The sequence below is a fragment of the Cupriavidus sp. R6-3 genome (assembly GCF_059772245.1).
In genome coordinates this window covers 1-14,043 of sequence record NZ_JCBAJO010000128.1, presented here as the reverse complement: position 1 = coordinate 14,043, position 14,043 = coordinate 1, and the positions used below count along the sequence as shown (strand labels likewise).

Annotated in this window: 13 protein-coding genes; 6 read left to right on the top strand and 7 right to left on the bottom strand. The window is 68.8% G+C overall.

Annotation, left to right across the window (positions count from 1 at the left end; translation table 11 throughout):
• Positions 1 to 263, bottom strand: a 263-nt coding sequence (locus AC6EI8_RS17685) for a molybdopterin cofactor-binding domain-containing protein (RefSeq protein WP_498382511.1), incomplete at its 3' end; no start/stop codon positions are given.
• A 163-nt stretch (positions 264 to 426) separates the two neighbouring features.
• On the opposite strand from AC6EI8_RS17685, the gene AC6EI8_RS17680 reads away from it, so the two are divergent.
• Complete coding sequence (locus tag AC6EI8_RS17680) at positions 427 to 1,215, top strand: TetR/AcrR family transcriptional regulator (RefSeq protein WP_150084742.1); 789 nt, start codon at positions 427 to 429, stop codon at positions 1,213 to 1,215.
• Between the two features lie 40 nt (positions 1,216 to 1,255).
• Here AC6EI8_RS17680 and AC6EI8_RS17675 read toward each other — a convergent pair whose 3' ends face one another.
• The 4 genes from AC6EI8_RS17675 to AC6EI8_RS17660 are packed head-to-tail and all read right to left on the bottom strand — an operon-like array spanning position 1,256 to position 4,606.
• Positions 1,256 to 1,888 carry an N-carbamoylsarcosine amidohydrolase gene (locus AC6EI8_RS17675; RefSeq protein ID WP_149318539.1) on the bottom strand — a complete coding sequence of 211 codons (633 nt, stop codon included), beginning with the start codon at positions 1,886 to 1,888 and terminating at the stop codon, positions 1,256 to 1,258.
• 1 nt (position 1,889) lies between these two features.
• Positions 1,890 to 2,969, bottom strand: a complete 1,080-nt coding sequence (locus tag AC6EI8_RS17670) for a 2,5-dihydroxypyridine 5,6-dioxygenase NicX family protein (protein WP_226106862.1) — start codon at positions 2,967 to 2,969, stop codon at positions 1,890 to 1,892.
• Positions 2,970 to 3,010: 41 nt separating this feature from the next.
• Positions 3,011 to 3,841: an alpha/beta fold hydrolase gene (locus tag AC6EI8_RS17665; protein ID WP_226106861.1), complete on the bottom strand. Its 831-nt coding sequence runs from the start codon at positions 3,839 to 3,841 to the stop codon at positions 3,011 to 3,013.
• A 12-nt stretch (positions 3,842 to 3,853) separates the two neighbouring features.
• Entirely contained in the window at positions 3,854 to 4,606 is a 753-nt protein-coding gene (locus tag AC6EI8_RS17660; protein WP_456064385.1) for a maleate cis-trans isomerase family protein, read from the bottom strand.
• 338 nt (positions 4,607 to 4,944) lie between these two features.
• Here AC6EI8_RS17660 and AC6EI8_RS17655 point away from each other — a divergent pair, with 338 nt between their 5' ends.
• The 5 genes from AC6EI8_RS17655 to AC6EI8_RS17635 all read left to right on the top strand — a co-directional run bounded on the left by AC6EI8_RS17655 (position 4,945) and on the right by AC6EI8_RS17635 (position 12,315).
• Positions 4,945 to 6,135 carry an FAD-dependent monooxygenase gene (locus AC6EI8_RS17655; protein WP_149318535.1) on the top strand — a complete coding sequence of 397 codons (1,191 nt, stop codon included), beginning with the start codon at positions 4,945 to 4,947 and terminating at the stop codon, positions 6,133 to 6,135.
• Between the two features lie 129 nt (positions 6,136 to 6,264).
• On the top strand, positions 6,265 to 6,774 hold the full coding sequence (locus tag AC6EI8_RS17650) for a (2Fe-2S)-binding protein (RefSeq protein ID WP_226106860.1): 510 nt from the start codon (positions 6,265 to 6,267) through the stop codon (positions 6,772 to 6,774).
• On the top strand, positions 6,771 to 9,932 hold the full coding sequence (locus AC6EI8_RS17645) for a c-type cytochrome (protein WP_498382510.1): 3,162 nt from the start codon (positions 6,771 to 6,773) through the stop codon (positions 9,930 to 9,932). The genes AC6EI8_RS17650 and AC6EI8_RS17645 overlap by 4 nt, the downstream gene beginning before the upstream one ends.
• 201 nt (positions 9,933 to 10,133) lie before the next feature.
• Positions 10,134 to 11,444, top strand: a complete 1,311-nt coding sequence (locus tag AC6EI8_RS17640) for an MFS transporter (RefSeq protein ID WP_498382509.1) — start codon at positions 10,134 to 10,136, stop codon at positions 11,442 to 11,444.
• Positions 11,445 to 11,571: 127 nt separating this feature from the next.
• Positions 11,572 to 12,315 carry a GntR family transcriptional regulator gene (locus AC6EI8_RS17635; protein ID WP_226106858.1) on the top strand — a complete coding sequence of 248 codons (744 nt, stop codon included), beginning with the start codon at positions 11,572 to 11,574 and terminating at the stop codon, positions 12,313 to 12,315.
• Positions 12,316 to 12,422: 107 nt separating this feature from the next.
• Here the strand turns inward: AC6EI8_RS17635 and AC6EI8_RS17630 are convergent, their stop codons facing one another.
• Positions 12,423 to 13,166, bottom strand: a complete 744-nt coding sequence (locus AC6EI8_RS17630; protein ID WP_149318530.1) for an aspartate/glutamate racemase family protein — start codon at positions 13,164 to 13,166, stop codon at positions 12,423 to 12,425.
• 53 nt (positions 13,167 to 13,219) lie between these two features.
• Positions 13,220 to 14,043: amidase (locus AC6EI8_RS17625; RefSeq protein ID WP_498382508.1), on the bottom strand; the 824-nt coding region annotated here is incomplete at its 5' end.

Genomic DNA, 14,043 nt, shown 5'->3' with positions numbered 1-14,043 from the left:
AGTTCCTCGGCGACGATCTGCGCGAGCGCGGTGCGGATGCCCGTGCCGAGATCGACATGGCCATTGAAGGCCAGCACCTCGCCGTCCGCTTGCACGGCGACGAAGACATCCGGCAGCGCCGGCACATAGTCGGATGCCGCCCCGGGCTGGCCGGGTGCGGGTTTGGGCGCGGCCTGCGCGGCGCGCGTGATCAGCAGCACGCCGCGGGCCTGCGACAGCGCCGCCCTCAGGGCGCGCGGAGAGTCATCGTCGTGCATCGGCATTTCGTTCGTTTTCCTTCGATCGCGGCCGCGCCGCGATGGCGCCGCAGTGCTCTCGCATCGCCCTGCATGGATCGCCCCGCATGGCCTGCAAGGCGTGGGGCCGCGGGCACCTTCGACAGTTATACTGGCAGCTTCGCAACGCCAGATCCTCGCAACCGACGACATGACCACCGCGACGGCAAGAACCAGGGCAGCGGCCGGCACGCGGGCCCGGCAAGCCCAGGATACGCGCGCCAAGATCCTGAAGGCCGCCATCAAGGTGTTCGCCGAGCGCGGCTACGACGGTGGACGGGTCGAGCGCATCTCGTCGCTCGCCAAGACCTATGACCGGATGATCTACTACTACTTCGGCAGCAAGGAAAAGCTGTTCGTCGAAGTGCTCGAGACCATCTACATGCAGCTGAACGAGGCCGAGCAGGCGCTGGAGCTCGATCCGGACAATCCGGTGCGCGCGCTGATGCAGCTGACCGATTTCGTCTGGCACTACTACCTGGACCACCCCGAGTTCGTCGCGATCCTGACCAGCGAGAATATCAGCCAGGGCCGGCATGCGAAGAAGTCCGGCCGGCTCAAGGAAATCTCCAGCTATGCGCTGTCGGTGCTCGACGGCGTGCTCGAGCGCGGCAAGGCCAGCGGCCAGTTCCGGCCCGAGGTGCGCGCCCGCGACATCTATCTGGTGATCGCCTCGCTGGGCTACTTCTACAACTCCAACCACCATACGCTGAGCGCGTTCCTCGGCGAGCCGATGATGAGCAAGCCCGCGCTGGAGCACTGGCGCGAGGTGATGCAGCACACCGTGCTCAACGCGGTCTGCCGGCCCGCCATTGCGGCGGAGCAGGCGACGGCGGCCGAGCCGGCCGCGGCATCCCGCCCCGCCAGGTCCGCGCGCAAGCCGGTGCGCAAGACCGTGGGCAAGACCGCGCAGAACGCCCGCGTGGCGGCGGCCGGTTGAAGCGGGACGCATCGGCGGTCTCCGGCGGTCTGTCGAAGCCTTAACGATCCTGCGCCGCGGCGATCGCGCCCAGCGCTTCGTCGCGCGGCATCACGGTCGCGTACTTCTGCTCCATATCGAACAGATTGGCCTGATGCGGGCCCAGCGCGCGATCGCCGACGCAGTCGGACAGCACCAGCGGGCGGAAGCCGTGCGACATCGCATCGACCACGCTGGCGCGCACGCAGCCGCTGGTCACGCAGCCGGCCACCAGCAGCGTGCGCACGCCGCGGTGCGCCAGCCAGGCCGCCAGCGACGTGCCGAAGAACGCCGACGGCACGGTCTTGCGCACCACCAGCTCGCCGTCGCGCGGCGCCAGCTCTGGCACGATCGCGCTGTCGTGGCTGGCCTCCTTCAGGGTCAGCATGCCCGGCACCTTCTGCGTGAAGACATTGCGGTCGGCATCGTCGTCGGCAAAGACGATGCGCGTATGCGCGATCGGCCAGCGCTGTTCGCGCGCCGCGGCCAGCAGCGGCCCGGTGTTGGCGATCGCCTGCGGGATATTGCCGCCGCCAAAGACCGCCGGATCGGCAAAGCCGTTGACGAAGTCGATGATCAGCAGGCCGAACGGCGCGGCGATCTCCATGGTCGCGCCAAAGCCCTGGCGCTGGTACGTCGACACTTCATCCTGCATGTCAGGCTCCGTCGTTTCGATAGTCGAATGCATGCTGCACCGGCGCGCCGCCGTCCATCACGCGGCCGCGCTCCACCACCGTCTCGCCATCGAGGCGGACGGTGCAATGGCGTACCGGAATGTCGATGTGGCAGGCGGTGGTGCGGCTGCCGCCGGCCTCGTTGTTCGGGCCGAACGAGCACAGGAAGTTGCCCTCGTAGGCGCGCGCGTCCATGCCGATGGTGGCCTCGCGGTCGTACATCGCCAGCGTGGACCAGCGCGCGCGCGGCTGCAGGCCCCAGCCGATGTGCGACATCGCATAGGCCTCGGGGTCGTTGAACGAGGCCATGTAATCGGCCAGCAGCTCGGCGTCGAGCTCGCCGTCGATCGACGTGACATAGCCGTTCTCGACCGTGATATCGATCGGCGCCTGCAGATAGGACTTCATCGGCAGCAGGATGTCGCCGCGGTCGAGCACGATGCGGCCGTTGGTGCCGCCCTCGTTGGGCCAGGTCAGCACGAAGCCGCTCGGCCAGTGGTCCCAGCGGCCGGGTTCGTCGACGAAGCCGTACTCGCTGATGGCCGGGAATTCGCCGAGCGCGCAGCGCAGGTCGGTGCCGGCGTCGGAGACGACATGCATCTCCCGCGCCCGCGACAGCCGCGCGGTGGCGGCGCGCACGCGCGTGCGGTCCGCTTCGGTCGGCACCAGCCGCACCAGCACCTCGGGCGGCTCGACCGCCAGCAGGATCTTCGTGCCGGTGGCGAGGATCGCGTGCTGCTCGGGCGAGAACAGCAGCGTCATCAGGTCGAGCACCAGGTCGCTGGCCTTGAGCGCGGCGATCGCGGCCGGATTGCCGGTCAGCGGCGTGGTGCCGAGATAGGCCAGCGAATCGCGGCTCAGCGCCTTCTCCGCGTTGACCGGCGGCAGATCCAGCCGGTTGACGATGGCGCCCATCGACGAGGCCGCCAGCAGCGCGGTGCGCATCGTCTGCGGATGCGTGGCGGCGCTGGTCAGCACGGTGACGCTCTGGCCCGGCTGCAGCTTCGACAGCGTCAGCACCTGCTTCCAGGCTTGCGTCAGATCATGATCGCTTACCGGCATGCGTTCTCCTTGCTCGGTGATTCGGTGAAGGTTGGCGTGCGTCACGGCTGCAGCGGCGCGCCGAGGAAGTCGCCGAAGGCGCGATAGAACCCGGCCTCGTCGTCCCACGGAATCATGTGGCCGGCGTCTGGCACGCGCGCGACCTGCAGCTGCGGCATCAGGCCGCGGATTTCTTCGACGTCCTCGGGTCGGATCACGTCGCCGCGGCCCGCGACCATCAGCAGCGCCGGCACGGCGACATGGGGCATGTCGGCATGCACGTCGTCCTGGTGGAAGCCGTCGAAGCTGGCCACCACCGCGCGTTCGTCGCAGGTATGCAGCCATTCGGCGCGCAGCCGCAGCTGCGCCTCGGTCCAGGTCGGGCAGAAGGCGCGCATGCCTTCTGCATCGATGCCCCGGCGCGCCAGCCGGATCGAATCGACATACCAGGGCAGCTGCGAGGGGTAGGGCCGGCGGCCGGGGCCGGATACCGGCGGGTCGATCATCGCCAGCCGTACCAGGCCGGCCGGCCTGGCGCGCGCCGCGCGCAGGCCGATGCGCGCGCCCATCGAGTGGCCGACCACGCTGTAGCGCTGCAGGCCGAGGGCCTCGGCGAAGGCGATCACGTCGGCCGCCTGGGCATCGAGGCTGTAGTCGAGCGCGTCGCCGGCCTCGGACAGGCCGCGGCCGCGTACATCGAGCACATAGGTATCGAACTGGCGGCCGAAGCGCTCGCCGACGAAGCCCCAGGTGATCGCAGGGGAGGTGATGCCCGGCACGACGATGACCGGGTCGCGCGCGTCGCGGCCTTCGCCCGGACCGCCGTAGCGCAGGTAATGCTGGCGGATGCCGTTGGCAAGGACGTTGCCGCCATAGAGTAGGGACGCTGTCATGACGGCCTCCGCTCAGTACGCGCCCGACAGCAGCGTGCCGCCGCCCGGCACCACCGCCTCCAGGTCCAGCGCCTTGAGCATCGCGTAGGTGGTCGCGATCGCGGCGGTGATCACCGGCTTGCCGGTCATCGCTTCGACCTTCTCGACCACCGGCAGCGAAGGCATCTGCACGCAGGCAGACAGCACCACGGCATCGACGTCGCGCGTATTCATCTGCGCGACGATGGCCGGCAGGCGGTTCGGATCGTGGCGGCCCACTTCGAGATTGTCCGGAATCTCCAGCGCGCGCCAGTCGACCACCTCGTAGCCCTCGTTCCGGATGTAGTCGACCACCAGCTCGGTCAGCGGCTTCATATAGGGCGCGACCAGCGCAATGCGCTTCGCCCCGATCACCTTCAGCGCATTGACCAGCGCGCCCGCGCTGGTGACCACCGGTGCGGTGCCGTCGTTCTCGGCGGTGCGCGACTGCAGGCGCCCTTCCGACACGCGGTGATAGCCGCGCCCCATCGACATGATCGCCACCAGGCAGGCGTAGCCCAGCACGTCGACCCGCGCATCGCTGAGTTCGACCGCGCAGCGGTCCGACTCGGCGTCCATCGCGGCAAGCTCCTCCTTCTTGACCGTCTTCATCCGCATCCGGCTCGAGTGGAAGGTAAAGCGTTCCGGCCGCACCAGCTGGCGCGCCGCCAGCATCGCGGGGATCTCGGTTTCCATGGTGGTGTTGGAGCTCGGCACGATCTGGCCGATCCGGAAGACTTTCTGCACTGTCGACTCCGTTTGTCAGTAGAGAGGGGCGCGTTACGGCAAGCCGTCTTGCGTGTGTCGAGTCATTGTAGTGTACACACTGTATTACGACAACCATCTCCGGCACCGTGCCGAATGCACCATTTTAGTAAGTACTCAACGAACGTAAGGCGCAATTGGTGCTTGAGTTCACGGATATGGCGCATTGCAGCGTTCCGTCCACTTCAATGCCTAGGGATTACACCGAGTCGCCGCATTCCGCCTTTACGTCAAAAAATATGGTGTGTACACTCAATTCCAATCGCTGGCCCCGGCCGGCGCGAACTGTGTTTGATGGAAGTGATGGCCAGGAGAAAAACGTGCAAGGCAAACCTCGGATCGCCGTGATCGGTGCAGGACTGGGAGGAACGGCCGCGGCCGCGCTGCTGCAGCGTGAGGGCTTCAACGTCAGGCTGTATGAACAGGCCCCGGCGTTTTCGCGGCTTGGCGCCGGCATCCATGTCGGACCCAACGTGATGAAGATCATGCGCAGGATCGGCATCGAGGACGGACTCAATGCGATGGGCTGCCATCCGGACTACTGGTACAGCCGCGACTGGAAGACCGGCGAGGTGATCGCGCAGATTCCGCTGGGCGACTACGCGGTGTCCCATTACGGCGCCACCTACCTCACCGTGCACCGCGGCGACTTCCACGCGCTGCTGACCGACGCGGTCGCGCCCGGCACGCTGCTGTTCGACAAGAAGCTGACCCAGGTCGAGGATCTGGGCGATGTGGTGCGGCTGAGCTTTGCCGACGGCACCGTCGAGGAGGCCGATATCGTGATCGGCGCCGACGGTGTCAATTCGAAGATCCGCGAAACGCTGCTGGGCGCCGAGCCGCCCAAGTACACCGGCTATATCGCGCACCGCGCGGTGTTCCCGATCTCGCGCGTCAAGGGCTTCACGCACGACCGCTGTACCAAGTGGTGGTCCGACGATCGGCACATGATGGTCTACTTCGACACGGGCAAGCTCGACGAGATCTATTACGTGACGGGCGTGCCCGAGCCGACCTGGGACATGAGCAAGAGCTGGCTGCCGAGCAGCATCGAGGAGATGCGCGCCGCGTTCGACGGCTGGCACCAGGGCGTGCAGTCGCTGATCGAAGGCACGGTCGAGGTCACCAAGTGGCCGCTGCTGGAGCGCGACCCGCTGCCGCTGTGGAGCCGCGGCCGGCTGGTGCTGCTGGGCGATGCCTGCCATCCGATGAAGCCGCATATGGCCCAGGGCGCGGCGATGGCGATCGAGGACGCCGCGATGCTGACCCGCTGCTTCGTCGAAGCCGGGCTCGACGACTTCGGCACGACCTTTGCGTTGTACGAGGCCAACCGCGCCGAGCGCGCCAGCAAGGTGCAACGGGTCTCGCACGAGAACACCTGGCTGCGCAGCAACGAGAATCCCGACTGGTGCTTCGGCTACGATGTGTTCGAGGTACCGCTGGTCGAGCCTGCCGCGGCCCCGGTGCCCGCCAGCCCGGCCACCGCGGCCACCGCCACCGCCGCGGCCTGAGCGCAGGCCTGGCGCGGGTCTTCGGGCCCGCCGGCGCGGTCGAGCCGGCGCGCTCCGGCCCGCGATGCCCATCGTGAATCCCGGAGGCGCGGCAACCTTGCATTGCCGCCCCCAAGACAAGCCAGCCCCATGAGCGTGCCTCGCCCCCCCAGCCAGCTCTCGCTGAACGTCAACCGCACCGAACGATCGGTCTGCGCCGACCCGGCCACGCCGCTGCTCTATGTCCTGCGCAACGACCTGCAATGCAACGGGCCGAAGTACGGCTGCGGGCTCGGTCAGTGCGGGGCCTGCACGGTGCTGATCGACGGCGTCGCGGCGCGTTCGTGCGTGGTGCCGGTCAGGGCCGCGGTCGGGCATGCGGTGACGACGCTGGAAGGGCTTGCGCGGGGCGAGCGGCTGGACCCGGTGCAGCAAGCCTTTATCGAGGAACAGGCGGCCCAGTGCGGCTACTGCCTGAACGGCATGATCATGACCGCCAAGGCCTTCCTGTCGATGCATCCCGATCCCACCGACGAGCAGATCCGCGAAGCGCTGCGCTTCAACCTGTGCCGCTGCGGCACGCATGTCGAGATCGTGCGCGCGGTCAAGCGCGCCGCGGTATTGCTGGGGCAGGCCGGCGAACAGGCGGAGCCGCGATGAACGATCTGGCACGGGTGGCCGGCGGCGGCGATATCGCCCACGGAGCGGACGGGACGATGCTGATCCCACCGCCCGCGCGCGAACGCTGCTTGTTTGGCGAAGTCGTGCGGCCCCGTCATCCGCATGCCGCGACGCTGCGCCGCTTCGACGCCGAGGCCGCACGCGCGGTGCCCGATGTGGTCGCGGTGGTCGCGCGCGCCAACTTCCTCGCCGTGGTGGCACGCTCGCCCGCGCAGGCGGCAGCCGGTGCGGCAGCGTTGCGCCCGGTATGGTCGGAGGCCGGGGGCCGTACCGAGCAGCGTGTTCCGCGCCGGCGCCGGGTGGTCGCCTCGCACGGCGACGCAGCGTCGGCGCTGGCGGCCGCATCCATGCAACTCGAACAGGACTACCGCTGGCCGCTGGCCGGCATCGCCCCGCCTGCCGCCACCGCGATCGCGGATTGGCGAGACGGCGAACTGCGGGTCTGGCTTCCGGATAGCCGTCCCGGTGCGCTGCGCGCCGAGCTGGCGAAGCTGCTCGGGATTGCCGAGACCGCGGTCGCGCTGATCTGCTGGCACGACGGCGCCGATATGGCCGATATGGCCGATATGGCCGCCATGGCCGACATGGCCGACATGGCCGACGTGGCCGACATGGCCGACGTGAGCGGTGCGGCCGCCCGGGCAAGCGTGTCCCATCATGCCGCCGCCGATGCCGCGCTGCTCGCGCAGGCGGTCGGTGGACCGGTGCGGGTTCGCTTCGATGCGGCGGCGTTCGACGATGCCGCGGGATGGATCACGACCCGCATCGCGAGCGCGACGACCCGTGGCCAACCGGATGGCGGGACCGGCGCGATCTCCGCCTACCAGGTCACAGCCACGGCAATGCCCGCCCAGGCCCGGCCGCTGGCATCGATCCAGACCGGTACGCCGTCCGCGGTCTCGGATGTCGGCGGCAGCGATGACGCCGGACTGGTGCCGCCGTATCGGATCGACCATCTCGAAGCGGTGTCGGCCGACATGGCGCCCACGGCAGTCGCCATCGCGATCAACCCATTGGCGGGCGCCGTCGCTCAGGTGTTTGCACGCGAATCGCATCTGGACGAGGCCGCCGCGCTGGCCGGCGTCGATCCGGTTGCGCTGCGCCTGAATCATCTGCAGGACGAGCGGGGCGCGGCGCTGGTTCGGCAGGTGGCGTGGCAGGCCGGATGGCAGGCGCCTGCACAGCGCTCTGTGTCCCGCGCCGCGTCGCCCGATGTGTCGGCGGGCGTTCGCCGCGGGCGCGGCTTCGCCTACGCCAGCGTGGTCGATACCGATGGCGCGCAGCCAACGCACAGCTGGGCCGCGTGGGTTGCCGACGTCGAGGTAGACGCGTTCAGCGGCGAAGTCAGCGTGACACGGGTCACGCTCGGTCACGACAGCGCGGTGTCCACGTCCACACCTTCGCGGTCGTCCTTGCCGTCGCCTTCGCCTTCACCTTCACCCGGCCGAACGCAGGCCGCTGCGCCGGCGCTGGAACACGATATCGCCGAAGCGACCCGGCAATTGACGGCACAGGCGCCGTCGTTCGATCGCTGGGCGACGGCCGCCGATGCCGCCACCGCGCTGCCGGCCGCGGTCGGCACGCTCGCTCCCGAGGTCCGCGTCGTCGGCGGCTTGACGACGACCGCGGGTCTGCGCGGAAGCGCCGCCGCGACCCTGCCCGCCGCCGCCGCGATCGCCAATGCGATTTTTGATGCCACCGGCGTGCGCCTGCGCGAGCCGCCGTTCAGCGGCGAACGCGTACGCCTGGCGCTGGCCGGAGAACACACCGAGGGCGCGCCCGCCAGGCGCAAGCGCCATTGGCTGATTGCGGCGGGCGCCGCCATCGCCGGACTGTGCGCCACCGTGATGCCATGGCGCTCGGCGATCGCGCCCGTTGCGCCCCCCGAGCCGGGCTTCTATTCGGCCGCGACAATCGAACGCGGCCAGCTGGTGGCGGCGGCCGGCGATTGCGCGGTCTGCCACACCGCGCCCAACGGCGCGAAGAACGCCGGCGGCCTGCCGCTCGAGACGCCGTTCGGCACGATCTACAGCACCAATATCACGCCCGATGTCGACACCGGCATCGGCAACTGGTCGTACGCCGCGTTCGAGCGCGCGATGCGCGAAGGCGTCCATCGCGACGGACGCCGGCTGTACCCCGCCTTCCCCTATACCGCCTTCGCCAAGATCAGCGAGGGCGATATGCGCGCGCTGTACGCGTACCTGATGTCGGCCGAGCCGGTGCATGCGCCGGCGCCGAAGACCGAGTTGGCGTTCCCCTTCAATCTGCGGCCACTGATGGCCGGCTGGAATCTGCTGTTCCATCGCAACGAGCCCTTCCAGCCCGACCCGTCGCGCTCGGTGCAATGGAACCGCGGTGCGTATCTGGCCGAAGGGCTGGGACATTGCAGCGCCTGCCATTCGCCGCGCAATGCCTTCGGCGCGGAGAAGGGCGGCCGCGCCTACCTGACCGGCGGCGAGGCCGAAGGCTGGGAAGCGCCGGCCTTGACCTCGCTGTCGCGCGCGCCGATTCCCTGGACCGAAGAAGACCTGTTCCAGTATTTGCGCACGGGGTACTCGTCGCGCCATGGCGCCGCCGCCGGACCGATGGCGCCGGTCGTCGAAGAGCTGGCGCAATTACCGGAGAGCGACGTCCGCGCGATTGCGCACTACGTCGCATCGTTCAACGCGCCGCCGCCGGATGCCGCCACGCTCGACCGGCGGGCACGGGTCCTCGAGCAGCGCAGCGCGACGCTAGCCCGCACCATGACCGGTCCCGCCGACCGGCTCTACCAGAGCGCCTGTGCGGTCTGCCATCAATCCGATCAGGGCGTGCCGATGTTCGGCGCCAAGCCGTCGCTGGCGCTGAACACCAATCTGCATGGCGACAAGCCGGACAACGTGATTCAGGCCGTGCTCAAGGGCATTCCGGCGCCTTCATCGAATGCGCTGGGCGATATGCCGAGCTTTGCCGACAGCTTCGACGACCGGCAGGTCGCCGAACTGGTGCATTACCTGCGCGCCCGTTTTGCGCCGGACAAGCCGGCCTGGCAGGGCGTGGACGAGGCGGTGGCCCGAATACGCAGCAGCGCGTCCACCGGCGCGAAGGTTGTACATGGCGCCAATGGCGCCAATGGCACGCATCACGGGCAATAAGGTCGAACAGGCTCAAGACATCGAAGAGGTCGCCGCCGCTACTCACAACCGCACCACTGCTTCACAACGCATTCCCGATCACGATGCAGCACGCACTGCATCGGACCCCAGTCACGCCGAACCCGCACCTTGCGTCATCGACGCCGAGGCGGGGACGGTGTTGGCGCCAGCACCCAAAGGTAGACCAAGCAAGGAGCGAAGATGTCGTATCAGTACCCTCAAGGAACGGCCGGCGTGCTGGCCCCAACGACGGAACCGGATGTCTACCGCAAGGTGACATGGCGCCTGATTCCGTTCTTCTGTCTGTGCTATCTGGCCGCTTATCTGGACCGCATCAATGTCGGGCTGGCGAAGCTGCAGATGCTGGACGACCTGAAGTTCAGCGAGACGGTCTACGGCCTGGGCGCCGGGCTGTTCTTCGTCGGCTATATCCTGTTCGAAGTGCCGAGCAACCTGGTGCTGCAGAAGGTCGGCGCGCGTATCTGGATCGCCCGCATCATGGTGACGTGGGGCCTGCTGTCCGGGGCCACCATGTTCGTCACCACGCCCACGCAGTTCTATATCGTGCGCTTCCTGCTCGGCGCGGCCGAAGCGGGCTTTCTGCCCGGCGTGCTGCTGTACCTGACCTACTGGTATCCGACCCATCGCCGCAGCAAGATCATCGCGCTGTTCATGATCGGGCTGCCGCTGGCCAGCATGATCGGCAGTCCGATCTCGGGCTGGATCATGACGGCGTTTGCCGGCGTCTACGGCTATGCCGGCTGGCAATGGCTGTTCTTCCTCGAGGCGCTGCCCTCGGTGCTGCTCGGCGTGATGGTGTTCTTCTATCTGCCGAACAACATCGACTCGGCCAAATGGCTCGATGCGGGCGAGAAACGCACGCTGCAACGCAATCTCGAAGCCGACGTGCTCGTCGAGAACCAGCATTCGCTGAAGGCGGCCTTCACCGACCGCCGCGTCTGGATGCTGGGCGTGATCGACATGTGCCTGCTGATGGGAACGTATTCGATCGGCTTCTGGATGCCGACCATCATCCGCGATTCGGGCGTCGCCAGCCCGCTGCATATCGGCCTGCTGACCGCGATTCCGCATGCCGTGGCGGTGGTGGCCATGCTGATCAACGGCGCGCATGCGGACCGCACCCGCGAACGCCGCTGGCATATCGTCGTGCCGGTGCTGTTCGGCGCCTTCGGGCTGGTCGCCAGTACCTTCGTCACTGGCCATACCGGCGCCACACTGGCGCTGCTGACGCTGGCCAACGTCGGCATCGTGGCGACGTTCCCGGTGTTCTGGTGCCTGCCGTCGACCTTCCTGAGCGGCACCGCGGCGGCCGCGGGCATTGCGCTGGCCTGCTCGATCGCCAACCTGGGCGGGTTTGCGGCGACGTACCTGCTGGGCTGGATGAAGGACACCTTCAACAGCCCCAGCGCCGGCCTGATCCTGTTCGCCGTCTGCCTGCTGGGAAGCTGCCTTCTGGTGCTGGCGATGCCGGCGAAGACGGTCAACCGATAGCGGCAAGGGCGGGGCGGCATACGGCCACTGCGGCGGCCGCTGCGGTGATCGGACGGCCGAGGCGATATACAGTCGCCCGGCAGCCGCCGTACAATAGGCGCTCCAACTGCCCGTATCCGACCCCATCATGCCGCGAGCGAAAGCCGTCCGCCTCGACACCGACAGCCCCGCCGAACCGCTGGACGACGGCAAGGCCGCGTCCGGCATCCAGGTCGACGAGATCGCCGAGCGCATCCTGGTCGCGATCTGGGAGCACAGGCTGCCGCCCGGCACCAAGCTGGTCGAGGAGAAACTGGCCACTGTGTTTGGCGTCAGCCGGACCAAGGTGCGGCTGGCCTTTACCAAGCTCGCACACGAGGGCGTGGTGACGGTGTATCCGAACCGCGGCACCTTCGTCTCCAGCCCGAGCGTGCAGCAGGCCCGCCAGGTCCTGCATGCGCGGCGGCTGATCGAGCCCGAGCTCGCGCGCGACCTCGCGGCCGGCATGACGCGGGAGCGCCTGCGGCCGCTGCGCGCGATCACGCGCGACGAAGCGCAGGCGCGGCGCAAGAACGACCGGCGCACGATCATCCGGCTGTCCGGCGAATTCCATGCGCGGCTTGCGGACCTGTCGGAAAACCAGTACCTGGCCAGGTATCTGCGGGAGCTGTGCTCGCTGACCTGCCTGATCATCGCGCTGTACGACGCGCCGGGCGTGCCGTCCTGCCCGCATCACGAACACGACGACATTCTCGATGCGCTCGAAGCGGGAGACGGCGAGCGCGCGGCCACGCTGATGACCGAGCATCTGGCGCATGTCGAGAGCACCTTGCATCTAGACGCGCCGGCCGACGAAGAGGTCGACCTGGAGGCGGTGTTCGCCTCCGTGTAGCAAGGCGCCAACGCGCCGGGTCATCGGAGCACCGATGTGCGGACTGACCTGCGGTCTGGGGTGCGGACCGACGTGCGGGCTGCCGACAACGACTGGCGAACGATGGGCTAACGATGCTCGATACGCGCCGCGAGCGCATCGGGCAGACCCAACGTGGACTTGGCATCGGGCCGGCGGAACGTGCCGGCGGTCGCCTTGCGCGTGTTCAGCGCGACAAGCCCCTCGGCCTGCTTGACGGCGGCCGCCATCTGGTCGACCACGGGCACCGGGATGCGGTCGCGCACCCGCGCCGCCAGCCCGGCCAACGGCGCACCGGCAAGGATCACCACATCGGCCTCGTCCTCGGTGACGGCGCGGTTGGCCAGCGCCACCAGCAACGCCTCCTTCTCGTCCTGCACATCCGATACCGACGCAAACGCGTCGTCGAGCATGCGGATGCCGGCCAGCCGGCCGCGCAGTCCGTGCATGTCGACGCATTCCTCGTACCACGGGCCCAGCGCGCGGGCGAAGGTGACGATGGCAAAGCGCCGTCCCAGCATGCAGGCACTGAGCATTGCGGCCTCGGCCATGCCGACGACCGGCAGGTCGAACAGTTCGCGCGCGCCGAGCAGGCCCGGGTCGCCGAAGGCGGCGATGATCGCCGCATCGACGCTCGCATGATGCTCGGCCAGCATCTCCAGCGCGATGGCGCCGCCGATCTGCGCCTCGGCACGGGTGGCGATATAGGGCACGCCGCGTGGCGCGGTCAGCGGCACCAGTTCGGTACCGGGCGCGGCGGCATCGCTGCCGGCGGCCATCAGCCGCGCCGTGATGCCTTCGCTGGTATTGGGATTCAGGACAAGGATGCGCATGGTGTCTCGGGATGGAGTCGCGGGTTCGTCACGTGCGGGGAGCGGCCGTCGCCTCAGCCGGCCGCCAGCAGTTGTTCGACCAGGCGCGCGGCCGCCAGTACGCGCCAGTCGGCGCCGCGCGGGCCGGCGATCTGCAAGCCGACCGGCAGGCCGTCGCGCCCGGTGCCGCATGGCACCGAAATCGCCGGCGCCTGGGCATGGTTGAAGAACGGCGTGAAGACGGCATGCGCCCGCGGTTCGACGGCGACGCCGCCGATCCGCTCGGGACCGAGCCGGTCGTTGGGCCAGGCCACGCACGGCGTGGTCGGGCACAGCAGCAGGTCATGCTCGGTGAAGAACGCCGCCAGGGCCAGGCCGATGCGGCGGCTCGCCTCGCGTGCGCGCGCTACCTCGGCGCCGCTCCACGACAGGCCGCGCTCGATCTGCCGCGCGATGTCCGGATCGAAGCGATCCGGGTCGCTTCGCCAGGCCTCGCCGTAGAGATTGGCCAGGCCGACATGCTGCAGCGGCATCAAGGCCGCCTCGCCGGCCCGTTCCGGCCAGGCCGGATCCTGCCGCGCGATGCGCAGCCCTGCCGCACGCAGGCGTGCCACCGCCGCCTCGAAGGCCTCGGCGACATCGTCGTCGACCGGTGTGTCCAGGCCCAGGCGCGGGCTGACCGCGATGCGAAGCGCCTCCAGCGGCTCGGCCGCAGCGCACTGAAAGCCCATGGAATCGGGATCGCGCGGATCGGGACCGCACAGCGCGCGGAACATCAGGGCAGCATCGTCGACCGTGCGCGTGATCGGCGCCATCACCTGGATGCCCGGAAACGCGTGCGGAAAACCGGCGGCATCGGGAATGGCGCCGAAGGACGGCTTGAAGCCGACCACCCCCG